The sequence below is a fragment of the Neisseria sp. P0019.S003 genome, assembly GCF_051957115.1.
Classification (GTDB): domain Bacteria; phylum Pseudomonadota; class Gammaproteobacteria; order Burkholderiales; family Neisseriaceae; genus Neisseria; species Neisseria flavescens_D.
Window position 1 is genome coordinate 57,521 of sequence record NZ_JBQCWT010000005.1, and the last position, 24,591, is coordinate 82,111.

The 24,591-nt window shown below is 50.6% G+C and carries 18 protein-coding genes, 1 tRNA gene and 1 pseudogene; 7 read left to right on the forward strand and 13 right to left on the reverse strand.

Annotated features, from left to right (window positions below; all coding sequences use genetic code 11):
• Window positions 1-59: 59 nt before the first annotated feature.
• From cas9 to ACTHTS_RS08710, 6 genes and pseudogenes are all read right to left on the reverse strand, one after another.
• Window positions 60-3,307, reverse strand: a pseudogene (gene cas9, locus ACTHTS_RS08685) (type II CRISPR RNA-guided endonuclease Cas9).
• A 269-nt stretch (window positions 3,308-3,576) separates the two neighbouring features.
• Window positions 3,577-5,001, reverse strand: a complete 1,425-nt coding sequence (locus ACTHTS_RS08690) for an alanine/glycine:cation symporter family protein (protein ID WP_440369797.1) — start codon at window positions 4,999-5,001, stop codon at window positions 3,577-3,579.
• A 262-nt stretch (window positions 5,002-5,263) separates the two neighbouring features.
• On the reverse strand, window positions 5,264-6,775 hold the full coding sequence (gene lysS / locus ACTHTS_RS08695; protein WP_371509943.1) for a lysine--tRNA ligase: 1,512 nt from the start codon (window positions 6,773-6,775) through the stop codon (window positions 5,264-5,266).
• A 430-nt stretch (window positions 6,776-7,205) separates the two neighbouring features.
• Window positions 7,206-7,781, reverse strand: coding sequence for a hypothetical protein (locus tag ACTHTS_RS08700; RefSeq protein ID WP_440369798.1), 576 nt, complete (start codon window positions 7,779-7,781; stop codon window positions 7,206-7,208).
• Between the two features lie 138 nt (window positions 7,782-7,919).
• A complete protein-coding gene (gene aldA, locus ACTHTS_RS08705; RefSeq protein WP_440369799.1) occupies window positions 7,920-9,362 on the reverse strand; it encodes an aldehyde dehydrogenase in 1,443 nt (480 codons plus the stop codon).
• Window positions 9,363-9,663: 301 nt separating this feature from the next.
• Window positions 9,664-9,739, reverse strand: a tRNA-Lys gene (locus tag ACTHTS_RS08710).
• 182 nt (window positions 9,740-9,921) lie between these two features.
• Between ACTHTS_RS08710 and ACTHTS_RS08715 the strand changes: the two genes are divergently transcribed.
• Window positions 9,922-10,320 (forward strand): Ag473 family lipoprotein, encoded by a 399-nt coding sequence (locus ACTHTS_RS08715; protein ID WP_440369800.1) that lies wholly within the window; start codon window positions 9,922-9,924, stop codon window positions 10,318-10,320.
• Between the two features lie 63 nt (window positions 10,321-10,383).
• Here ACTHTS_RS08715 and ACTHTS_RS08720 read toward each other — a convergent pair whose 3' ends face one another.
• Both ACTHTS_RS08720 and ACTHTS_RS08725 read right to left on the reverse strand, forming a co-directional pair.
• Entirely contained in the window at window positions 10,384-11,358 is a 975-nt protein-coding gene (locus ACTHTS_RS08720) for a TerC family protein (protein WP_440369801.1), read from the reverse strand.
• Between the two features lie 33 nt (window positions 11,359-11,391).
• Window positions 11,392-11,841, reverse strand: a complete 450-nt coding sequence (locus ACTHTS_RS08725; protein WP_314511412.1) for a CopD family copper resistance protein — start codon at window positions 11,839-11,841, stop codon at window positions 11,392-11,394.
• Window positions 11,842-12,094: 253 nt separating this feature from the next.
• On the opposite strand from ACTHTS_RS08725, the gene ACTHTS_RS08730 reads away from it, so the two are divergent.
• Complete coding sequence (locus tag ACTHTS_RS08730) at window positions 12,095-12,307, forward strand: glycine zipper 2TM domain-containing protein (protein ID WP_283121542.1); 213 nt, start codon at window positions 12,095-12,097, stop codon at window positions 12,305-12,307.
• Window positions 12,308-12,371: 64 nt separating this feature from the next.
• Here the strand turns inward: ACTHTS_RS08730 and ACTHTS_RS08735 are convergent, their stop codons facing one another.
• The 5 genes from ACTHTS_RS08735 to ACTHTS_RS08755 form a co-directional block, all read right to left on the reverse strand.
• Window positions 12,372-13,292: a hydrogen peroxide-inducible genes activator gene (locus ACTHTS_RS08735; RefSeq protein ID WP_049330768.1), complete on the reverse strand. Its 921-nt coding sequence runs from the start codon at window positions 13,290-13,292 to the stop codon at window positions 12,372-12,374.
• A 3-nt stretch (window positions 13,293-13,295) separates the two neighbouring features.
• Window positions 13,296-13,559, reverse strand: a complete 264-nt coding sequence (gene minE, locus ACTHTS_RS08740) for a cell division topological specificity factor MinE (RefSeq protein ID WP_003680625.1) — start codon at window positions 13,557-13,559, stop codon at window positions 13,296-13,298.
• Window positions 13,560-13,562: 3 nt separating this feature from the next.
• Window positions 13,563-14,378 (reverse strand): septum site-determining protein MinD, encoded by an 816-nt coding sequence (gene minD / locus ACTHTS_RS08745; RefSeq protein ID WP_049336833.1) that lies wholly within the window; start codon window positions 14,376-14,378, stop codon window positions 13,563-13,565.
• 26 nt (window positions 14,379-14,404) lie between these two features.
• Window positions 14,405-15,124 carry a septum site-determining protein MinC gene (gene minC, locus ACTHTS_RS08750; protein WP_440369802.1) on the reverse strand — a complete coding sequence of 240 codons (720 nt, stop codon included), beginning with the start codon at window positions 15,122-15,124 and terminating at the stop codon, window positions 14,405-14,407.
• Between the two features lie 147 nt (window positions 15,125-15,271).
• Window positions 15,272-16,507 carry an FAD-binding domain-containing protein gene (locus ACTHTS_RS08755; protein WP_371509751.1) on the reverse strand — a complete coding sequence of 412 codons (1,236 nt, stop codon included), beginning with the start codon at window positions 16,505-16,507 and terminating at the stop codon, window positions 15,272-15,274.
• Between the two features lie 125 nt (window positions 16,508-16,632).
• On the opposite strand from ACTHTS_RS08755, the gene ACTHTS_RS08760 reads away from it, so the two are divergent.
• The 5 genes from ACTHTS_RS08760 to ACTHTS_RS08780 all read left to right on the forward strand — a co-directional run bounded on the left by ACTHTS_RS08760 (window position 16,633) and on the right by ACTHTS_RS08780 (window position 24,511).
• Window positions 16,633-17,490 carry an ATP-grasp domain-containing protein gene (locus ACTHTS_RS08760; RefSeq protein ID WP_440369803.1) on the forward strand — a complete coding sequence of 286 codons (858 nt, stop codon included), beginning with the start codon at window positions 16,633-16,635 and terminating at the stop codon, window positions 17,488-17,490.
• Window positions 17,491-17,861: 371 nt separating this feature from the next.
• Entirely contained in the window at window positions 17,862-19,253 is a 1,392-nt protein-coding gene (locus ACTHTS_RS08765; RefSeq protein ID WP_440369804.1) for an alanine/glycine:cation symporter family protein, read from the forward strand.
• A gap of 83 nt (window positions 19,254-19,336) precedes the next feature.
• Window positions 19,337-20,593 (forward strand): D-amino acid dehydrogenase, encoded by a 1,257-nt coding sequence (locus ACTHTS_RS08770; RefSeq protein ID WP_440369805.1) that lies wholly within the window; start codon window positions 19,337-19,339, stop codon window positions 20,591-20,593.
• Window positions 20,594-20,773: 180 nt separating this feature from the next.
• The gene (gene zupT, locus ACTHTS_RS08775; protein ID WP_002224778.1) at window positions 20,774-21,583 is read left to right on the forward strand and encodes a zinc transporter ZupT; all 810 of its coding nucleotides are present in this window, start codon (window positions 20,774-20,776) and stop codon (window positions 21,581-21,583) included.
• Window positions 21,584-21,679: 96 nt separating this feature from the next.
• A complete protein-coding gene (locus ACTHTS_RS08780) occupies window positions 21,680-24,511 on the forward strand; it encodes a valine--tRNA ligase (protein WP_440369806.1) in 2,832 nt (943 codons plus the stop codon).
• Window positions 24,512-24,591 lie beyond the last annotated feature (80 nt).

Here is a 24,591-nt window from a genome sequence, read left to right on the forward strand (position 1 = left end):
CCCTTATTTTGATATAAAAAATCCCTGCTTCAGGCCGTCTGAAACAGGGATAGATTAATTTAACGGACAGGCGGGCGTTTTTTCAGACGGCATGGTCTGATTTCTTTGCCCAGTTCGTCAATTTGGTATTTTTGGAATGAAAGGGCGGTTTTGACACCAACACTTTGGAAAATGCCGTTTTTCCCTTTGGTGCTATCTGTGTCATGTACACGGATATCAATCGCTCCTGTGGCTCTATTTAGACTAACAAAATAACCAAAGAATACGTTTTTCTTAGCAGTTACTTTTATTAACTCATTCGAATAAAGTACAAATTTAAATCTGAAGCTTTCATCTATTACAGTCCAGTCCTCTTCATCTGCATAAGCAACAACAGCCCTATCCGGCAAAATCCCTTTCGCTACCTGCCAACTGTAAATCGGTACCAGATAATACTTGCCGCCTTTCTCAAACACATCTACGCGCACCATGGTTGCGTTGTCGGCAATACCGTTATGGTTGCGCACCCATACGCCGGTTTTCTGTACTTGCTCTACGCGTACGGCTTTTACCTGTTGGGTGCGGTTGCCTGCTTTATCGTATTTGTAAAACGGCTCGGCAAAGGCTTTGGCCGGATCGTCTTTATGTGTTTCCAGCCGTGCTTTCAGCGCTTCGTATAGCTTAGGTTCACGCTCCCGATTGACCATTTTTTCCAAGTCTTTCAGTTTTAACTGTGTCAGCGGTACGCGCAACACGCTGATGCCTTCGTCCAGTCGTTTGGCGGATTTGACGGTCTCCATATGGCCTTGCCCGCTCATCTTCCGATTGGGCGCGCGTGAAACAAACAGTGGCGTAACGTATTCATGTACGGCTTCGGGGCGAGATGATAATTTTTCGGCAAGCAACGCGCGCAGTTTTTCTGGGGTATCGGCTTCTTCAAATTCGGGTTTGCCGTCCGGTTTGCCGAAGACGCGAAGCATGACTTCTTGTGCGAAAAATTCCCAAGGTTGCGGGAAGTGTGTTTTTTGATGCAGCACTTCTCCTGTTTCTTTATCTATGGTTTTACCGTCAAACGCGTTCATCTCTTTATAGCGTACAAAACGGGTAATTTTCTGCTGCATGGCAACGGTTGAGCAGGCAACGACGACGGCGTCCAAGGCGTGATGGCGGTCGTTTTCCGCACGCACTTTGCGTAATCCCCAAAAGCCGCGCAACAGATTGGTAATTTGTCCATTGGATGCAAAGACACGTCTTTTCCCTTTACCTGTCAGCCGCATATGGTCGGCAACGAATTGGCACAGGAAACGGTTGACGTAGCGCGTATCGTTCAGATTGCGTTCTTTAAAGCCCTCTTCGTCGAATTTTTGCAGCAGAATCCGTTGTTTTTTACTGCGCGGGAAACGGCTGGTTTCGACACGTGCTTTAAATTCCTGCCATTCGCGGCTGTTGTCTTTGCCGTTGAAGTATTCGTAAGGGGTTTGGTTGCCTTTGTTTTGGTTTTCGCTGCCCAATACCAGCACTTTATTGTTGAAACTGTCGTCCCATGTGCGCGAGAACGGCAGGGCATGGTCGATTTCGACATAGCCTTTTTCGTTCAGACGGCCTAAGTTGATTTCTTTGCCCGAATACAGGCATTTGCCGTATTGTTGCTCGTACAGGCGCAGTTTCAGAATATCTTTGGATTTGGGTTCGCCGACAAAATTGGGGAAATACTCTCGGAATTTAGCGGCGGCTTTTTCCCGGTCTTTACGGTTTTCTTCTTGGCGTTTTTCGATTTCTTTGCGGTCTTTAAACGATTTTCCTACTTCCCTTGCCGTTTCAATATGAATACGTGCAGGAGAGCCGTAACGCCGAACCACGGCATTAATGACCTTACGTGCTTGAGATAAGGCGCGCAAGACGACGGGGTTGCGGATTTCGTCGGCGGGAATCGGTGGCAGATAAATCTCTTCTTCCGTATTTTTCTTGCCGTAATGATCTCCGTAGATTTCGGCACAGGCTTCATCGTAACGTTTGCCTTGTTCCATTAGAGGCACAATTCGGCGCAATGCTTTCAAGGAAATTTGGACGAACTTATCGAAGCTAATGTGTTTCAACAGCGCTTCTAAGATTTTGGGCTGTATACGGTCTTTCAGACGGCCTGTAATATCTTCATCGGTTTTGAACAGGGAGAATGCCATGCCGATTTCATCTTGTAATTCGGGAGAAAGGTTTAATGGGGATTTTTTATCTTTCAATCCTTCTTTTTCCAGTGCACGGCTGATGGCATGGTAGGCCTTCATTTCTATCAATTTGAGGCTTCGGCATTGTCTTTACCATAGCGCAAGCCTTTGAAAAAGGCGGTATCTTCTAAACCCAGCAGCTTACGGGCTTGTGCGTAAGTCAGTTTGGATTTTCTGTATGGCTCGTTCATAAGCGTGGCGCGTTCGGTATCAGTCAATAGCCGCTCGCTGCCTTGCTCTAAAATACGCAGGTTGTTCAGCTTGGTCAGCCAGATGAAACGTTCGGCTGTGTAGGTGTTTTTAGCGGCTTTCGGCTCTGCCGGCTCAAAGGTGCAATGCCCCAACATTTTTTGAATAGCATCGCCGGACAGGGCGGGGCGTTGCGTCATCAGCAGGGTCTCGATACCTTCTTTAAGGCCGTCTGAAACATGCGGATTGCCAAATTCTTTTTGTTTTTCAAACAGTAAATTCAGCTCTGCCTGCAAATCTTTGCGGCTGAACGTATGCGAATAATCACCGCGTTGGTTGCGGATATGGCCGCTTTCTTTCTCAAATTTATTTAAAGCCAATTCGGCCGGTGTGCGGAAATCGCCTGTCTGTAAGGCATGGGCATTGTCGGCTACGCCTTTGAGCAAAGCGCCAAGCTCTTTATCGGCAGTTTCGCCCTCGTTTTTTCTTTGCGACAAATAGCCGCGGTGTTTGATTAAATGCAACAAGACTGCCGACCACTCCAAAGGCGTCAGTTTGCGGTCTAATGCGGCTGCACGAAGTTGCCATGGTGTATTCGGTAAGGATTTAATCAAGCCGTTTTCATCAAAATCGGCGGCTCGTAATACGCCTTCGCGTTTCAATAGGCGACGGGCCCGAAGCAGGCGATGGGCGCGACGGCGAGTCAGGCGGCGAACACTGCGTGCCAAGCGTCTTGCCGCTGCGAGAGAGTCGCCTGTTTTCGGTACTTCCGCACGCTCAAATACGCGCACGCCCAAATCAATCAGGCGGATGGGGTTTTCTTCTTCGTCAATTTCTACCATCGCCCAGCCGACTGATGCGATGCCGATATCGAGGCCGAGGATGTAGTTGATTGGATTGGGTTTGAATGCAGTCATCAGTTTCTCCGTAATGTGATGTTTGGTAAGTATAAATATATCCTAGGTAAGTATTACCATGCAAATGAAATACTTGACCAGGTACCGATTTGGAATTAGAATCTGTCCATATTGTTGCACTGCGAAATGAGAAACGTTGCTACAATAAGGCCGTCTGAAAAGATGTGCCGCAACGCTCTGCCCCTTAAGGCTTCTGCTTTAAGGGGCATCGTTTTGTCTAAATGGCAGGGATTAAAAAGGCCGTCTGAAATTTCAGACGGCCTTTGGTGTTACCAGATATCGGATTTGATTTTGCGTTTCAAACCTGGGTGTTCAGAGAGTTTGAACTCTGGGTCTTTACCCATTTTCAGCTTGGCTGTGTAGTCTTTCAACAGCAGGAAGGCAAGTGGTGACAGGAGCAGGATGGCAACGAGGTTAATCCATGCCATGATGCCCATGGCCATGTCTGCCATATCCCATACCAAGGGTACGTTGGCAATTGCGCCGAAGTAGACCCATGCCAAAACCAGCATACGGAAAACGGCGGTAACCAGCCAATGGCTCTTGATGAATTGGACGTTGGATTCGGCATAGGCATAGTTGCCGATAACGGTTGAAAAGGCAAACATAAACAGGATGGCAGCAAGGAAGCCCGCGCCCCATTCGCCTACCTGGCTGACGATTGCCGCTTGGGTCAGCGCCGCACCGCTCAGGTCGCCGTAAGGCTGTTGATAGATCAAGACGATAAAGGCGGTGCATGAGCAGACGATGATGGTATCGACGAAAACTCCCAGCATTTGAATCATGCCTTGGGAGACGGGGTGTTTCACTTCGGCTGCGGCTGCGGCGTTCGGCGCGGAACCCATACCCGCCTCATTGGAATACAGGCCGCGTTTGATACCCTGCATCATGGTGGTCGAAATCAGACCGCCGAGGAAACCGCCTGCAGCCGAATCGAAGTTGAACGCGTTGGAGAAAATCTGACCGAACACGTCAGGAATCAGGGAAATATTGGTAGCAATGATGAAGAGTGCTATGACGAGATATAAAACCGCCATCAGCGGAACGATAATTTCCGCGGCTTTAGATACGCGGCGGATACCGCCGAAGATAATCGGGGCAGTCAGAATGACCAGGGCGACGCCGACATAGTGTTGATCCCAGCCCCATGCTGCTTTGGTGGTATCGGCGATGGTATTGGTCTGTACGGCTTCAAATACAAAGCCGAAACAGAAAATCAGGCTCAGGGCGAACAAAACGCCCAGCCATTTTTGTCCCAGGCCTTGAGTTATGTAGTAGGCAGGACCGCCGCGGAAGTGGTGGTTGTCGTAGTCCCGGATTTTAAAGAGTTGGGCCAGTGAAGATTCGACAAACGCCGAACTCATGCCGATTAAGGCGGTTACCCACATCCAGAACACCGCGCCCGGCCCGCCGAGTTTGATGGCAATCGCCACACCGGCGATGTTGCCCACGCCTACGCGGCTGGCCAAGCCGGTAACGAATGCTTGGAACGGTGTGATTCCATGCGGATCATCACCTTGTTTGCGACCGCCCAGCATTTCTTTGATACTGCGGCCGAAGAGACGAAATTGTACAAAACCGGTGGTAACGGTGAAAAAGAGGCCTGCGCCTAAAAGCATATATACCAACCCCGACCACATTGGGTCGTTGATGGCGTTTACCCAGCCGTGAAGCTGTTCGAAAAATTGATCCATACAAACCTTTCAGAGTTTCTGCATTTTCAGACAGTCTGTGTGTGGAGGCTGTCTGTAACTGGATGTATTCTAGCAGACTGTCAACAAACTGAAAAACGTTTACATATTCTTTTTTATATTATCTTTTTGATTATCATGTAATTTTATTATTATGGTGTAAAGGATTTATTGATTTTAATTTTCCCGTTTTACATATTTGAACAAAAAGGCCGTCTGAAAACAGAGTTTTGTTTTCAGACGGCCTTGATTTTATTTCAATACGTTATTCGGGACGCATTTGAGGGAACAGAATCACGTCGCGGATGGTTTGCGAATCGGTCAGCAACATTACCAAGCGGTCGATACCGATGCCGCAGCCGCCGGTCGGCGGCAAGCCGAATTCCATGGCGCGGATGTAGTCGGCATCGTAGTGCATGGCTTCGTCGTCGCCGGCGTCTTTTTGCGCCACTTGTGCTTTGAAGCGTTCGGCTTGGTCTTCCGGATCGTTCAACTCAGAGTAGCCGTTTGCCAGTTCGCGGCCGACAACGAAAAGCTCGAAGCGTTCGGTCAGACCCGGTTTGCTGTCGGATGCGCGTGCCAATGGCGACACTTCGACAGGGTAGTCGATGATGAAAGTCGGGTTCCACAGTTTGCCCTCGGCGCAACCTTCAAACAGGGCAAGTTGCAGGCTGCCGATACCCGGAGACGGAGGCAAGCTTTCGCCGTGTTTGACGATTTCTTTTTTCAGCCATTCTTCATCGTTCAACTGCTCATCGGTGTAGTGCGGATTGTATTTTTTGATGGCACCGAGAATGGTTAAACGTTCAAACGGGCTTTCCAAATCGACTTCTTTGCCGTTGTAGCTGATTTTTGCCGTACCGTTTACCGCGCGGGAAGCGTTGCGGATGATGTCTTCCGCCATTTGCATCATGCGTTCGTAGTCGGAGAAGGCTTCGTAGAATTCGATCATGGTGAATTCAGGGTTGTGGCGTACGGACATGCCTTCGTTACGGAAGCTGCGGTTGATTTCAAACACGCGTTCCAAGCCGCCGACAACCAAGCGTTTCAGATACAGCTCGGGCGCAATGCGCAGATAGAGCGGAATATCCAAAGCGTTGTGGTGGGTAACGAAAGGTTTCGCTGTTGCGCCGCCTGGAATCGGGTGCATCATTGGGGTTTCAACTTCCAAATAATGCTCGTTGACCATGAAATTGCGCACGGATTGGATGATTTGGCTGCGTTTGATGAAGGTATTGCGCGATTCTTCGTTGGCAATCAAATCGACGTAGCGTTGACGGTATTTGGTTTCCTGATCGCTCAAGCCTTTGTGTTTGTCCGGCAGCGGACGCAGGGATTTGGACAACAGACGGATGTCGGACACGCGCACGGTCAATTCGCCGTGGTTGGTTTTGAACAAAGTACCTTCAGCGCCGACGATGTCGCCCAAGTCCCAGTGGTTGAAGTCGTCCAAAACTTCTTGGCTTACGCCTTTGTTGTTCAAATAAAGCTGGATTTGACCGGTAACGTCTTGAATGGTGGCGAAGCTGGCTTTGCCCATTTGACGTTTGAGCATCATGCGGCCGGCCACTTTGACAGGAATGCCTTGCGGGTCGAGTTCTTCTTTGCTGATTTCACCGTATTGGTTGTGCAGGTCGGCGGCAAAGCTGTCGCGTTTGAAATCGTTAGGGTAGGCGTTGCGTTCTTTGCGGATGTTGTGCAGTTTCTCGCGGCGCAGGGCGATGATTTGGTTTTCGTCCAACTGCGGCTCGATTTGCGGATTGTTTTGTTCGCTCATGGTGTTTTCCGGAAAAATGAGTCAGGCTGCCGGAGTTTTCAGACGGCCTGAATAAAGTGAAAAATTGGCTCTATTTTACGCGATGTCGGTGTTTTTTTCTATAAAGGCAGAAAGGCCGTCTGAAACCTGAACTGCCTCCCCAAACTGTATTTTTGTGATCGGCTTGTCGGCGATGAAGGGGTTTTTGCGGTGGTCAGTCATGATTTTGGACTGAAGGGTTTGAGTGCGCCGATGCCGCTTTCCTGACAGGCGGTTATCCAACGTCGCAGATGGGTGCGCGAGATGCACTATTGATCTGCGTACGTGTGCAGGTAGTGGAATACGGTTTGGTATTTGAAGTGTAATGCATATAGGGACATAAAAAAACTGCACCTTGTTAGTTGGAGGGCAACTTTGGGGGTGCAGTTCATTCTGTCTAATATCTTGCTCTTCAATTATCAAAACCTCTGGATTGAGATACGGAAATTGCCTCAATACGTCCCGTTTGACGGTAACGCCGAGTTTGATTCGGCGCTTCACCTTTACCCGGATAAATCCCTGTCCCCTGTTCTACTCTAAATCCGAAATGTTTTGGTTGGCGGGCAAATGTTGCGTATTCACGCGCTTCGATTTCTGATAGTTGGATTCCTTTGACTTTGCCCAGCTTGGCTTCTGCGTCTTTAATCTTCATGCCCGGGTGTACACCTGAAGCCGTGTGACAGGTAGGAGAATCGGTTTCCAAAAAATTAATTTTTTTATGCAGTTTTATAGGGGTATCAGGATCATCTTCCCCATCTTGAGAAGCGAAAACCAAGACGTCTTTAGACAGTGCGATGGCAACAAAAGACACGCCATCGGCATCGCTTGTTTTATCCATTTTTGCTTTCGGAAATTTCTGTTTTACCTGCTTCAAGTTTTGCCCCAATTTAATTCCTCCGATACTGTCTTTTTGAATCAAACATTCGGCAGAAGCCGGCATAGCAAGACCCAAGATCAACGCGCTCATTATCCCGATTTTGTGCAACATGGTTACTTTCCTATTTAATAAAAATTAGTTATAAAAAAACTGCACCTTGTTAGTTGGAGTGGCAACTTTTTGGGTGCAGTTTAACCTGAAAAATCAGTTTCAGACGGCCTTTTGTTTCATGAAGGGCCGTATCGGCAGTTAGATATCGGTTTCCAAATAGACGACTTGGGTTTGCAGATATTCTTCCAAACCGTGTTTGCCGTCCGCGCCGCCGATACCTGATTTTTTCCAACCGGCATGGAAGCCCTGCATGGCTTCAAAGTTTTCGCGGTTGATGTAGGTTTCGCCGAAACGCAAGCGGCGGGTTACATAAAACGCTTCATTCAGATTGGTGGTATAGACGGAGCTGGTCAGGCCGAATTCGCTGTCGTTTGCCAAGGCGATGACTTGATCGAGCGTGTCGAAAGTGGCAACCGGCAGGACGGGGCCGAAGGTTTCTTCCTTCATAATGTCCATGCTGTTGTCGGTATCAGTCAGCAGGGTAGGTTCAAAGAAGTAGCCTTTGCCGTCAGCACGTTTGCCGCCGCAAACCAAGGTTGCGCCTTGTCTAACTGCGCGTTCGACTTTCTCGGCAACGGCTTTGACGGCGCGTTCTTCAATCAACGGGCCCATTTCCAGTGCGCCAGGTTCGGCCTCAGCAGGATTGCCGTAGCGCACGCCTTTCATGGCGACGGTCATTTTTTCGATAAATGTGTCTTTCAGGCTGCTGTGGACATATACGCGTTCGGCGCAGTTACAGATTTGGCCGGTATTGCCCACGCGTGAAGCCAAGATGGATTTGACGGCCAAATCCAAGTCGGCATCTTTCAGAACGATGGCAGGGGCTTTGCCGCCCAGTTCCAGCGAGACTTTGGTAATGTTGGCGGCGGCGGCTTCCATCACTTGGCGGCCTGCATCGACAGAACCGGTCAGGCTGACCATATCGACTTGCGGATGCGATGCCAAGGCATTGCCGATTTCTGCACCCGGGCCGTTGACGACGTTGAATACGCCGGCCGGTAAGCCTGAAGCGTGAACGATTTCAGCAAAAATGTGACAGTTGATCGGGGTTACGCTGCTCGGTTTGACGACGATGGTATTGCCTGTTACCAAAGCCGGGCCCATTTTTCGGGCAATCAGGAAGAATGGGAAGTTCCACGGCAAAATGCCGGCGATCACGCCCAAAGGACGTTTGAACAATAAAATGTTTTCGCGCGGGCGGTCGCTTTGGATGATTTCGCCTTCATAACGGCGTGCCCATTCGGCTTGGTAGTCGAGATAATCGGCAGTGAACATGACTTCTATACGTGCCAAATCTTTGGTTTTGCCGCCTTCAGCAACAATGGTGTCGGTCAGCTCGTTGGCACGTTCGCGGATGCCTTGGGCGATTTTGCGCAAGTATGCGCCGCGTTCAACGGCAGGCAAACGCTCCCATGTAGTTTGTGCATCTCTGGCTGCGGCAACGGCACGATCGACATCGGCTTTTCCGCCTTTAGGCTCACGAGCGATGACTTCTTCGGTTGCCGGATTCAATACATCACGCCATGTACCGTTAAAGTCGGTTTCAAAGCGGCCGTTGATATACATAGACAGTTGTTTCATCAAACCTTCTCCTGTTGTTGTAGTTGGATGTAGTTTTAGTCTATGCCTAAATTGTCTGGCATACAAGAGGATTTGGCATGGGTTGATGATAGGTGTTTGGAAGTTTTTAGAAAAAGGTGATGGGTGGAGAGTTGGGTTTGATTGATTCAAGAGGTTTGTGATGCTTTGAGTTACATCTATAACAGCATTGTGGCAAAGCTCGAATATTATTGATGTTGATAATAAGGGAGGTATCAAGTGAAGAAAGGTTTGATGGAGAATATAAAAAAAACCTGCTTTTTTCAAAGCAGGTTTTCATATTTGGTGGGTCGTGAGCGATTCGAACGCTCGACCAACGGATTAAAAGTCCGCTGCTCTACCGACTGAGCTAACGACCCGATGAGCTGTGCATTATAAGGAGCTTGTTTCTTTTCGTCAACTGTTTTTTTGAAATTTTTTTCAAAAAACGTAAACCGGCTGTTATTTGGCGTTAATTCTCCCGTTTTCGAGTATTAATTATGTTATGATTTTCTAATCTGTCAGTTCTGATGGATATTTTTTAGACCAAAGGATATACAACATGAAAAAATTATTGATTGCTGCGATGATGGTAGCCGGCTTGGCGGCGTGTACACAAGAAGCGAAAAAAGAAACCCAAGAGGCGGCTTCTGCTGTTGCTTCCGATGTAAACACTGCTGCTGAAAATGCAGCTTCTACTGTTGATGCTGCTGCTTCTGAAGCCAAAGGTGCAGCTGAGCAAGCTGTTTCTGATGTTAAAGACGCTGCTGCAGATGCTAAAGCAACTGCAGATAAAGCAGTTTCTGACGCAAAAGATGCTGCCGGTAAAGCGGTTGAAGAAGCTAAAGAAGCGGTTTCTGATGCTAAAGATGCTGCCAAAGACGCAGCTAAAGACGCTATGGGTAAAGCTGCCGATGCAACTCAAGAAGCTGCCGACAAATTGAAAGACGCTGCTAAATAAGCTGGTGTTTGATATTTGAAAAGGCCGTCTGAAATGTTCAGACGGCCTTTTTATATCGGCAGATTATTTTTTCTCTTGCTGACGCGTGTACACCAAAGAAGTCAGGATGGACGCGCCCAGTGCGCCGAAGACGACGGACAGGGAAATGGAAATCGGGATATGTATCCAGTGCATAATCAGCATCTTGATACCGATAAAGCTCAACACGAAAGCCAGGCCGTATTTGAGGAAAATAAAGCGTTCGGCAAAGTCTGCTAGTAAGAAGTACATGGCACGCAGGCCCAAGATGGCAAAAATGTTGGAAGTGAGGACGATGAAAGGGTCGGTGGTTACGGCAAAAATAGCGGGGATGCTGTCCACGGCGAAGATGACGTCGCTCAATTCGATCATAATCAATACCAGCAAAAGCGGCGTAGCGATACGTTTGCCGTTTTCGATGGTAAAGAATTTTTCACCGTCAAACTGTTGGCTGGTCGGGATGACTTTTTTGAGCAGGGTCAGGATTTTGTTTTGGGAAAGGTCTTCTTCAGCTTCGGCTTCCGGCTTCATCATGTGAATGCCGGTGTATAAGAGGAAGGCGCCGAAGAGGTACAAAATCCATTCAAATTGTTGTACCAAGGCTGCGCCGATGAAGATCATGATGGCGCGCAGGACGATGGCGCCGAATACGCCATAGAGTAAGACGCGGTGTTGGAATTTGGGTTCGACTTTGAAATAGCCGAAAATCATCAGGAAAACGAAGATGTTATCAACGGCAAGGGATTTTTCAAGCACATAGCCGGTGAAGAATTCGAGGACTTTTTCTTTGGCGACAACGGCCCCATAAATCGGGTTGCCCGCCAGTTCAAAATAGAGCCAGCCTGCAAACGTGCAGGATACGGCCACCCAAATGCCGCTCCAGGCGAGGGCTTCTTTGATGCTGACTTTGTGGGCGCCGTTTTTTTTCAGCGATACCATATCGATGGAGATCATGATTAAGACGGCAATAAAGAAGATGCCGTAAAACATCGGCGAGCCGACGGACGGGTATTGGGTCATAAACAATCCTTGTGTGTGGGGTATGGGTAAGGTTTACCAAGACAGGTAGAACATCGCCTTGGCAAAAAAGACGATAAACAGCATATGGCTGAATACGACGGCGTGTATGTATTTCGACCAGCCGACGGTGAGGGTGTGCCGTGCCATTTTGACGACGGCGATGGCAAAATGTACCAAAACGCTTACTGCCAACAGGATTTTGATGCTCAGCATGATGCCGAAAGAGCTGTCGAATGGGTGGTGAAGTATCGGCAGGTAGCGGTTGTACACCATCACGATGCCGCTGATGAACAAGGTAATGACGACAGGCGGCATTACGCGGACGGCACGATAGGACATGGCACGTTCGACTTCGCGGCGTGATTCGCGCGAAACGCGGCCGGTGTGCAAAACGGAGAGAACCAGCATTTCGAAAAATACGCCGCCGACAAAGGCAATCGCGCAATAAACGTGGATGATGTGTGCCAGTGCGTAGGTACTCATGACGGGTGTTTCCGGTAGTTCAGACAAGTCGTCATTGTATCACTACCGAATGCTGTTGATGTATGCGCAATTTTATGCCAAATATATTAAAATTTATAAATATTCTATCGGAATTTCCGTTTATTTTTGAAGTTAACCGTTCATCAAAAGCTTTATCTTAGTTTAATCAGTCTTTACTTATCAGAAAGTTTATTAATGAAAGGTTGTGCCATACTGCTCCATATACAGCTTAACCCTGATGGAGAATCAAACCATGAAGAAAACTTTTGCAAAAACTGTGACCTTGATCATGTTGGCTGCCTCTTTGGGTGCATGTGCCAATATGACCCAAACCCAACGCAACGCTGCTACTGGTGCGGTATTGGGTGGCGTGGCAGGTAACTTGATTGGTGGCGATACCGGCTCTACTTTGGGTGGTGCGGCTTTGGGTGGCGTTATCGGCAGCCAAGTTCACCATCGTTATTAATTTGTTATTTATTTGAAAATAAATAAGGCCGTCTGAATGTTCAGACGGCCTTTTGTTTTGCGGTTTATTCGTTGACGAACGTTACACCGGTCAGTTGCGATTGCAAAATGGCAGTACGCAAAGCAGTCAGTGCTTTCGGACGGACAAAGTTGCGGCGATAGGCCAAAACGACACGGCGGTGCGGTGCAGTGCCTTCAAACGGGATAATGCTGAAAAGCATGTGGTCGTTTTCGGTCAATGCGGTAGCCGGCATGACGCTGATGGCCAGGCCGCTGGCAACCATGTGGCGGATGGTGTTGATGGAGCTGCCTTGCAGGGTATTGGTCAAACCTTGGATTTTCTGTTTGGAAGCCAATTCGGAACAGCTCGCCAACACTTGGTCGCGCATACAGTTGCCTTCGGACAGCAGCAACACTTGTTCTTCGCCTAAAAGCTGAGGCGTAACGGCATCGAGTTCTTCAAAGTGATGGCCTTTGGGAACGATGACGAAGAAAGGTTCGTCATACAGAGGCTCGGTCACGATGCCCGGCTCTTGGAACGGTTCGGCAACGACGATTGCATCGACATCGCCACGTTTGAGCGACTCGGTCAGGATGTGGGTATAGTTCTCTTCCAGCATCAGCGGCATTTTCGGTGCGGTTTCACGCAGCGCGGTAATGAGCTTGGGCAGAAGGTAGGGGGCAACGGTGAAAATCAGGCCGAGTTTGAATGCGCCTTCCAATTCGTTTTGCTCTTCATTGGCAAGGTGCTTGATGAGTTCTGCTTCTTCCAGAACCCGGCGGGCTTGGGCGACAATGCGCTCGCCTGCTTCGGTCGTGATGATGTCGTTGCTGCTACGGTCGAACAGGGATACCGACAGCTCTTCCTCCAGCTTTTTGATGGCGATGGAGAGGGTGGGCTGGCTGACAAAGCAGCGTCGTGCGGCACGTCCGAAGTGACGTTCTTGTGCGACGGCTACGATGTAACGCAATTCGGTCAAGGTCATGTGTTAAGCCTTTTTTTGTTCCGGCAGGGTGATGTTCAGCTCAAGAACGTCCAAGCCGTCTTGTTTCTCTTGGGAGATGCGGATGTCGTCCAATGATACGTTGACGTATTTGGACAGGACTTCCAACAACTCTTTGCGCAAGGTCGGCAGATAATCCGGAGCTTGGCCTTCTTGTGCGCGCTCTTGCGCGATGATGATTTGCAGGCGGTCGCGCGCGACGGTGGCGGTTTTCGGCTTTCTGCCGAACAGCATATCGAGCAGTGACATGTATTAACCTCCGAACAGTCGTTTTAAGAAACCTTTTTTCTCGGCTTCAAGGAAACGCATTTCGCGGTTTTCACCCAAGAGGCGGGCAATAACGTCTTTGTAGGCTTCGGCTGCGGCGGCATTGTCTTGGTGGATGACAGGTTCGCCGGCGTTGGAAGCTTGCAGAACGTTTTGTGATTCAGGAATCACACCGATCAACGGAATACGCAAGATGTCGCAGATGTCTTGAACAGACAGCATTTCGCCTTTGGCTACGCGCTCAGGGGAGTAGCGGGTAATCAGCAGGTGCTCTTTAACTGTGCCGCCTTGTTCGGCTTTGCGGGATTTGCTTTGCAAAATGCCCAAGATGCGGTCGGAGTCGCGGACGCTGGATACTTCCGGGTTAGTGGTAATGATGGCTTCGTCGGCAAAGTAGAGTGCCATCAGTGCACCTTGTTCGATACCGGCAGGGGAATCGCAGATAATGAATTCGAAGCCCATTTTTTCGCTGGCCAACTCTTTCATCACGTTGTCCACACCTTCGCGGGTCAACGCGTCTTTGTCGCGGGTTTGCGAGGCGGGCAGGATGTAGAGGTTTTCGCAGTTTTTGTCTTTAATCAGGGCTTGGTTGAGTGTGGCTTCGCCTTGGATGACGTTGATGAGGTCGTATACGACGCGGCGTTCGCAACCCATAATCAGGTCAAGGTTGCGCAAACCGACGTCGAAGTCGATCACGGCAGTTTTGTGGCCGCGCAGGGCCAGGCCGGTTGCGATGCTGGCGCTGGTAGTGGTCTTGCCTACGCCGCCTTTACCTGAAGTTACTACGATGATTTTGGACACGATATTTCCTTTTTAAGTACTGATGTTTATTCGGCGTCGATTGCGCTGATAACCAGTCGGTTGTCTTGCAATGATACTTGTACGGGTTTTTTGTGCAGATGCTCGGGCAGGTCTTGCTCGAAGTTGCGGTAGATACCGGCAACGGAGACTAATTCGGCCTGCATGGAATGAATAAAGATGCGCGCGTTGGTATTGCCTTTTGCACCGGCCAACGCTCTGCCGCGCATGGGGGCGTAAATATGGATGTTGCCGTCGGCGATAAGTTCCGCACCTTGGCTGACGATGCCGGTAACGATGAGATCGCCGTTTTCAGCGTAAACCTGCTGGCCGGTACGCACGGGCGTGCTGACCAATACGGTCGGATTGTTGATAACGGTGGCTTGTACGTCTTGCGGCTGCGGTGCTTGGCGCGGAGTAGGTGCTGCTTGTGTGTCGGCTGCCTGGATGGAGTTGCCTTGTTTGAAGACCAAGTGGTAACGCGCTGCCGCTGCCGCCCATGTGTCGCTGGTGTGGTGCAGCCCTAAAATTTGCATGCCGTAACGGGCAAACAGGGAAATCATACCGCCCAAATCGATGGATTCGGGATGGTCGAAATCTTGTACGTCTAAAATGAAGGGAACGAATTCGTCTTGGGATTGGCCTGCCAGTTGGCGCAGGAATTCTTCCAATTCGGTTAGATCTGCGGTGTGCAGATGGATGGATAAGACGTCCAAACGTGACGTTTTTATGTCGAATGCGGGTTTCATTGTAATGAAATAATAAAATTTTTTAATGACGTAAGTTTACCGTGTAAATCTTGGCTATTCAATCTGTTTGGCCGTCTGAAACTAAAATATTTTGTTTGAACGTTTTTCAGCTGTATTTAGTGTGGTTTTTTGGTGTGACCGCAGGTTTCAGACGGCCTTGGGAAAGGGATAGCCGTGTGTATCGATGTCATCGGCGGCGGCCCATGGTGTGTGGATGAGGGTGGAGGGCAGGTGCGCCAATTCGGGGAGGTAACTGCGGATGTAGCTGCCGTCGGGATCGATTTGATGTGAACGGTGGGCATAGCGGACGGTGGCCGTGTCTTGTGCGGTGAGGTGCCAGTTGGCTTGGTTGAGCGCGGGGTCGGTGCCGGTTTGGACGGAGGCTGTCCATGCGATGCCTTGGTTGGGGTCGAAGTTGAGCGCATGGCAGAAATAGTGGGCGCACAGCTGCTGGAGAACGGGGTGTAAGTGGCCGGTGGCTTTGAGGCCGCGGATGGAGGCGTCGATGATGGGCACGCCGGTTTGGCCGAGTTGCCAGTATTCGCGTACCGGAGCGGCATCGGTTGTTTCGGGCAGGCGGCGGTGGTAGGCGAGCTGGTAGCAGTAGTCGCGGAAAATGAGTTTGTCCAGCCACTCGAAATGTCGGTTTGCCAAGCCTTCGGTGGACAGCAGTCGCGGTGAAATGCAGCCTGCGGACAGGTAGGCATTGAGGAGGCTGGTGTTTTTTCGTGCCGGAAAATTTTTGGTAATCGGGTAGTGAACCAAATTCTGTTTGAACGCGTGCCATTGCGTTAAGGCTGCGGTTTCGCCGCCCTGCTGATAGGCAGGCAATACCGTGCCGGTATAGGCTGGAAACAGTGGAATGTTTTGTCCGGTTTGAACAGGCAATTCGGTTTCAGACGGCCTTTGTCCTGAATAAGCCTGCAACCATGCTTGTTTATAGGCGGCAAAATCGGTGTAGGGCAGGCCGTTGGCATCCATGAGGGGGGATTTGGCCAAAATGCCGCGGTCGTTGGCATGTTGCAGGGCAATGCCTGCATGGTCAAAATTATGCCAGAGGTGATTGTCTTGGCGGATTTCGGCTTCGGTGTAGGCTTCGTCTGTGATGACGGTATAGGCATTGAGCGCAGCAGCCAAGGGGAGGAGGTCTTCATCGGAGGCGACAACATATAAAGGAATATGGTGCGCCGCCAGACGGGTATGCAGCTCTTGCGCGGCTTGATAATGGAACAGGCTTTGACGCGGATTGTGGTTTTCAGACGGCCTTTGGCTGACCCAGACGCAGGCGATGGGCAAACCGCTTGCAACGGCGGCATTAAGCGCAGCATTGTCGTGCAGGCGGAGGTTGCGGCGGAACCAGACAAGGACGTAGGCAGATTTCATGAGCATGTTCCGACGGAAAAGGAGAAAACCATTTTATCAGAATCAGCCTCATGTATCAGGCCGTCTGAAAAATCTTTTTGTTTGATTTCGCTATATAATTTTGGTTTTAGCAACGAGATGCAACCATGACCGAGCAAACCGTTTTGGCACTCATTACCTGCCAAACTTATCCCGAACCATCGGACAACTTGAAAACATTGGCGGCATGCTTGGAAACCATGGGCGTGAAAACCGTATTTGATGCGTGGCAAAACCATCCGTCCGCGCCATTTTTGTTGCCTTTGTGCGCATGGGATTATGCCGCCGAACCTGAAACCTTCCGCCAATGGCTGGAGCATGCCGAGAGGGCGGGGCAGCGTTTTATCAATCCGCCCGAGCTGATGGCTTGGAATATGGAAAAGACTTATTTGTGCGATTTGGCGGCGCGCGGCGCGCAAGTGATTCCCAGCGTGTTCGTTCCGCCGCAAAAAGCCGAATTGGCGGACATCCTGAACCAACAGGGCTGGACAGAAGCGGTCATCAAGCCTGCATTCGGGCAGAGCGGCAAAGGCGTGGTCAAAGTTTGTGCGGACGCATTGGACGTGGATATGGCGGATTATCCGCAAGGCATGATTGTTCAACCGTATATCCGCGAAATCGAAACGGCAGGCGAAACATCGCTGGTGTTTTTCAACGGCGTATTCAGCCATGCCGTGCGCCGTCAGCCGCCACAAGGCGAATGGCGCGCCAACTCGGCCTATGGCGTGTCGGTGTTCGGTATTGAGCCGCCCGAGTTTGCCGTCCGTGCCGCGCAAGACGTACTGGCTGCCTTGCCGCAAATGCCGGTTTACGCCCGCGTGGATGGTACATTGGTCGGCGACACATTCCTGCTCAATGAGTTGGAACTCATCGAGCCCGCCCTGTATTTGCACACCAGCGAAGGCGCAACGGAACGCTTTGCCCGAGTGTTGGCGCAATTGCTTGGGCAACATTCATCAACCTGACTTTATCAATATAAATAGCAAGCCTCAGGCCGTCTGAAAACCATCTTTCAGACGGCCTGAGGCTTTTTTTAAACAAGATTTGCGCGTTTGTATTTTTCAATAATGTGCCATTTGTCGATTGTGTCATTTTAATTGTTGCAGTCTTAATTGAAGGTTGATTAACTTTCATTTGGCATTTTATCTCGGCCGCAGCCTTTATTTTTAGCGGATTGTAAACAATCTGGTCGGTCTAAATAGATATCTTTTTAGGGTAAAAATTCAAAAATCTTTTTAAAAAGAAAGATATTGTCTTATTGAATATTCTGTGCTGAAATTACATGACACTACAAAAAGTAGTGCATAAAAAAATAAAACAGACAAAGGAGAAAGCCATGCAATTGTTTTTAGACAATCTTAAAGCCTTTTTCGAAACCATCAGCGGCTGGGTCTGGGGACCTATTATGTTGATGCTGCTGGTCGGTACGGGCATTTTGCTGACCGTTTTGCTGAAAGGCTTGCAGTTCACCATGTTGGGTTATGCGCTGAAACAGGCGTTTGTGCCGTCAAAGAAGCATGAAGACGGCGAAGACCACGAAGGCGATATTTCCCATTTTGCGGCGTTGATGACCGCGCTTTCCGCCACCATAGGCACGGGTAACATCGCCGGTGTGGCGACTGCGGTGGTAACCGGCGGCCCGGGCGCGGTATTTTGGATGTGGATGACCGCCATTTTCGGTATGGCCACCAAATACGGCGAGGGCGTGTTGGCGGTGAAATACCGCGTCACCAATTCCAAAGGCGAAATGTCCGGCGGCCCGATGTATTACATCGAAAAAGGCTTGGGTAAAAATTGGAAGTGGATGGCCGTCGCCTTTGCGCTGTTCGGCACATTCGCTTCATTCGGTATCGGCAGCTCGGTGCAGTCCAACTCGGTTGCGCAGGCAGTGCAAACCAGCTTCGGTGTCGAACCTGCCTACACCGGCGTGATATTGACTGTATTAACGGCCATTGTGCTTTTGGGCGGCATTAAGGGCATCGCCAAAGCCGCGTCCTTTATCGTACCTGCCATGGCAGTGTTTTATGTGGTGGGCGGTATTGCCATTATCGTGATTAATTCCGATGTGCTGATGCCTGCCGTCAAACTGATTTTCTCCGATGCGTTTAGCGCGAAAGCTGTGGCAGGCGGCGCCATCGGTACGGTCATCCGCTACGGCGTGGCGCGCGGCGTGTTCTCCAACGAGGCAGGTATGGGTTCTGCGCCGATTGCCGCCGCCGCCGCGAAAACCGACCACCCCGTCCGTCAGGCTTTGGTTTCCATGACCGGTACGTTTTTGGACACCATCGTTGTCTGCTCGATTACCGGTATCGTTTTGGTCATGGGTCTGCTCGGCGCAGGCGGCGAGTTTGTGAAACCTGAATTGAGCGGCGCGGCACTGACAACCGTCACTTTCCAAAAAATGCTGCCCGGCATCGGTGGCTGGATTGTGACCATCGGCCTGATTTTCTTTGCCTACTCAACCATTCTCGGCTGGTGTTATTACGGCGAGAAATGCGCGGTTTACGTCTTCGGCGAGAAGTTTGCCGGTTTGTACCGCGTCGGTTATGTTTCTTCAGTTATGCTGGGAACCGTGTTGAGCCTTGATTTGGTGTGGCTGGCTTCGGACACATTTAACGGCTTGATGGCATTGCCCAACCTGATTGCGCTTCTGTTGATGGCGAAAGTCATCGTCAATGAAACGCGCGACTTCAAACAAAAAATCAAAAACGGCGAATTGCCGCATTAATATCCAAGGCCGTCTGAATATGAACATTCAGACGGCCCGATGTATATTAAGTTTGTTTTGAAAAAAGTCAGAGGAGGAGAAAAATGAAAGTGCTTGTTTTAGGTGCTGGTGTTGCCGGCGTATCTTCCGCGTGGTATCTGGCAGAGGCAGGACATGAAGTAACGGTCATCGACCGCGCCGAGGGCGTGGCGATGGAAACCAGTTTTGCCAATGCCGGCCAGCTTTCCTACGGCTATACCACGCCTTGGGCTGCACCCGGTATCCCGACCAAAGCGCTGAAATGGCTGTTTAAAAGCCATCCGCCTTTGCTGTTTCGCCCTGACGGCAGCCTGTATCAAATCGAATGGCTGTGGCAAATGCTGCAAAACTGCACGGCAGCGCGCTATCAAATCAATAAAGAGCGCATGGTCAGGATTTCCGAATACAGCCGTGAAATGTTCCGCCGTTTTGAAGCGCAAACCGGCATGAATTTTGAAGGGCGCAAAAAAGGGACGTTGCAGATTTTCCGCCAAGCCAAAGAAGTCGAAGCGGCAGAACAAGACATTGCCGTTTTGGAACGCTACGGCGTACCGTACCGCCGTCTGAAACCCGAAGAATGCGCAGAGTTTGAGCCTGCGCTGGCGCGCGTTACCACCAAAATTGCCGGCGGCCTGCACCTACCTGCGGACGCGACCGGCGACTGCCACCTCTTCACTGAAAACCTATACAAATTGTGTCAGGAGAAGGGCGTACAGTTTCATTTCAACCAAACCATCCGCCGCATCGACCACAACGGGCTGCGCATCAAAGCCGTTGAAACCGAAACAGAACGGTTTGAAGCAGATGCCTTCATCTGCGCGCTCGGCTGCTTCAGCAGGACGGTTTTGGCGCAGTTGGACCTCAATCTGCCCATTTACCCCGTCAAAGGCTATTCCTTGACCCTGCCGATCACAAACTCAGACGGCGCGCCGGTGTCCACCGTTTTGGATGAAAGCTACAAAGTTGCCATCACGCGCTTTGACAACAGAATCCGCGTCGGCGGCATGGCGGAATTATCGGGCTACGAAATCAAACTGCCCGAAAAACGCCGCGAAACCCTGGCTTTGGTCGTCAACGATTTGTTCCCCGAAGGCGGCGACTTGAATCAGGCATTGTTCTGGAGCGGCCTCAGACCAATGACGCCCGACAGCACGCCGCTAATCGGCCGCACCCGCTTTGACAACCTGTTCCTGAATACCGGCCACGGTACTTTAGGCTGGACCATGTCGCTGGGTTCGGCAAAATTGACCGCCGATATCGTGAGCGGCAAAGACACCGAAATCCGCAGCGACGACTTGAGCCTGTCGCGCTATCAGGCTTAAGCTGGAAAGCGATAAGGTTTAGCGGTATTTCAAATTTAAAGGCCGTCTGAAAACCATTTTTCAGACGGCCTTTTGTTTCAAAATCCGTGTATCCAATCAATAAAATAAATAATAACTATTATCATATGCATTAAAAAGTGTTAGTCTGAACCTGTCCCAGCTTTTAGCGCAGGTTTTCTCATGCCCGATTTTTCGATGTCCAATTTGGCCGTTGCCTTTTCCATTACGTTGGCCGCCGGTTTGTTTACCGTATTAGGCAGCGGTTTGGTGATGTTTTCCAAAACGCCCAATCCGCGTGTGTTGTCGTTTGGTTTGGCATTTGCCGGCGGTGCGATGGTGTATGTTTCCCTGACGGAGATTTTCAGCAAATCCAGCGAGGCGTTCGCTGAAATTTATGATAAAGACCACGCGTTTGCGGCGGCGACCATGGCATTTTTGGCCGGGATGGGCGGCATCGCGCTGATTGACCGCCTGGTGCCGAACCCGCATGAAACTTTAGATGCGCAAGACCCGTCGTTTCAAGAAAGCAAACGCCGCCATATCGCGCGAGTCGGCATGATGGCGGCGTTTGCGATTACGGCGCACAATTTTCCCGAAGGCTTGGCGACGTTTTTTGCTACCTTGGAAAATCCGGCGGTCGGGATGCCTTTGGCCTTGGCGATTGCCATCCATAATATTCCGGAGGGCATTTCCATTGCCGCACCGGTTTATTTTGCCACCCGAAGCCGTAAGAAAACGGTATGGGCGTGTCTGCTATCAGGCTTGGCCGAGCCTTTGGGGGCGGCTTTGGGCTATTTGGTTTTGCAGCCGTTTTTATCGCCTGCCGTGTTTGGTTCGGTGTTCGGCGTGATAGCCGGCGTGATGGTGTTTTTGGCGTTGGACGAGCTGCTGCCGGCCGCCAAACGCTATTCAGACGGCCACGAAACCGTTTACGGCCTGACAACGGGTATGGCGGTGATTGCCGTCAGCCTGGTATTGTTCCATTTTTAAAACCCGTATGCCAAAGGCCGTCTGAAATGATTCAGACGGCCTTTTTGCGTTATAATCCGCACATCAAAAATAACCTTAATTTCACAAAGTTCCATCATGTTAGACAAATACAATCCAGCCGAAATCGAATCCAAACATTATCAAAACTGGGAAGAGCAGGGCTATTTCCAGCCTGATATGGATTTGACCAAACCGTCTTTCTCCATCCAACTGCCGCCGCCCAATGTAACCGGCACGCTGCACATGGGCCATGCCTTCAACCAAACCATCATGGACGGCCTGACTCGCTACTACCGCATGAAAGGCTGCAATACCGCCTGGATTCCCGGCACCGACCACGCGGGTATCGCCACGCAAATCGTGGTCGAGCGTCAGCTTGCCGCGCAAAACGTGTCCCGTCATGACTTGGGCCGCGAAAAATTCTTGGAAAAAGTGTGGGAATGGAAAGAAGTTTCCGGCGGTACGATTACCCAACAAATGCGCCGCGTGGGCTGCTCTGCCGACTGGACGCGTGAGTATTTCACAATGGACGACGTGCGTGCCGAAACCGTGACCGAAGTGTTTGTGCGCCTGTATGAGCAAGGCTTGATTTACCGCGGCAAACGCTTGGTGAACTGGGATCCGGTATTGGGTACCGCAGTGTCTGATTTGGAAGTGGAAAGCGTGGAAGAACAAGGCTCTATGTGGCACATCCGCTATCCGCTGGCCGACAATCCTGCCGAAGCCGTTATCGTAGCGACTACCCGTCCTGAAACGCTGCTGGGCGACGTGGCTGTAGCCGTCAATCCTGAAGACGAACGTTACACCCACTTAATCGGCAAAGAATTAATCCTGCCGCTGACCGGCCGTACTATCCCCGTGATTGCCGACGAATACGTTGAAAAAGACTTCGGCACCGGCTGCGTGAAAATCACGCCTGCGCACGACTTCAACGACTACGAAGTCGGCAAACGCCACGACACGCGCCTGATTAATGTATTCGATTTGGAAGCCAAAGTGCTGGCCAATGCCGAAGTGTTCAACTTCAAAGGCGAAGCGCAACAAGGCTTTGCCTTGCCTGAAAAATACGCAGGCTTGGACCGCTTTGCCGCGCGCAAACAAATGGTTGCCGATTTGCAGGAACAAGGCTTCTTGGTCGAAATCAAACCGCACACGCTGATGACGCCGAAAGGCGACCGTACAGGCTCAGTGATTGAACCGATGCTAACCAGTCAATGGTTTGTCGCCATGTCCGCCACGCCAAACGGCGGCGAGCCTGACAGCGAATTCAAAGGCTTGAGCCTCGCCGACAAAGCCAAAAAAGCCGTCGACAGCGGCGCGGTACGCTTTATCCCTGAAAACTGGGTCAATACCTACAACCAATGGATGAACAACATCCAAGACTGGTGTATTTCACGCCAACTGTGGTGGGGTCATCAAATCCCTGCGTGGTATGACAACGAAGGCAATGTGTACGTTGCCCGCAATCAGGAAGAAGCCGAAAAACAAGCCGGCAAAACCGGTTTGACCCGTGAAGAAGACGTATTGGATACATGGTTCTCCTCCGCGCTTGTGCCGTTCTCCACACTCGGCTGGCCGTCTGAAACCGACGAACTCAAAGCCTTCCTGCCGTCCAATGTCTTGGTTACCGGCTACGAAATCATCTTCTTCTGGGTGGCGCGCATGATTATGATGACCACCCACTTCACCGGCAAAGTGCCGTTTAAAGACGTGTACATCCACGGCATCGTACGCGACCACGAAGGCAAAAAAATGTCCAAATCCGAAGGCAACGTCATCGACCCTGTGGATTTGATCGACGGCATCGACTTGGACAAGCTGCTGGTAAAACGTACCACCGGCCTGCGCAAACCCGAAACCGCGCCGAAAGTGGAAGAAGCCACGAAAAAACTTTTCCTCGAAGGCATTCCGAGCATGGGCGCGGACGCATTGCGCTTCACCATGGCGAGCTACGCCAGCCTCGGCCGCAGCGTCAACTTCGACTTCAAACGCGCCGAAGGCTACCGCAACTTCTGCAATAAATTGTGGAACGCCACCAACTTCGTGTTGATGAACACCGAAGACAAAGACTGCGGCCAAGACGAAATGCAGCCGTTGGCGTTTACCTTTGCCGACCAATGGATTATCGGCAAACTGCAACAAGCCGAAGCCGCCGTTGCCGAAGCCTTTGAAACCTACCGCTTCGACCTTGCCGCACAAACGCTGTACGAATTTGTGTGGAACGAATATTGCGACTGGTACATCGAGCTGGCAAAAGTGCAAATCCAAACCGGCTGCCCGACAACCCAGCGCACCACACGCCGCACCCTCGTGCGCGTACTCGAAACCATCCTGCGCCTGCTGCACCCAATCATGCCGTTCATTACCGAAGAGCTGTGGCAGGTTGTTGCGCCTCTGGCGAATGCCAAAACTGCCGACAGCATCATGTTGGCCGCCTATCCGCAAGCCGATAAAGAAAAAATCGTTCAGACGGCCTTCGACAAAATGGCCGCATTGAAAGACTTGGTGGAAGAAGTACGCAAACTGCGCGGCGAAATGGGTATCGCGCCAAACGTCAAAGCGCCGCTCTTCGTCGAAGGCAGCGCAGAACTCGAAGGCCTGCTCAAATACCTGCCATCGCTGACCCGACTGACCGAAGCCAAGCTGGTGGACAACCTGCCCGAAGCGGAAGATGCACCTGTCGCCGTCTGCAACGGCGCACGCCTGATGCTGAAAGTCGAAATCGACAAAGCCGCAGAAACCGCCCGTTTGAGCAAAGAAGCCGAGAAGCTGCAAAAAGCCTTGGACAAACTCAATGCCAAACTCTCCAAACCCGGCTACACCGAAAAAGCCCCGGCGCATTTGGTGGAAAAAGATAAAGCCGATTTGACGGAATTGGAAGACAAAATGGCGAAAGTGCAAACTCAGTTGGCGAAGTTGAAAGGGTAGTATTGTTTGGTTGTGAGAAAGGCAGCCTGAAAACGGTGAGGTGATTTTCAGGCTGCTTTAATTAGAAATAAGGAACAAAT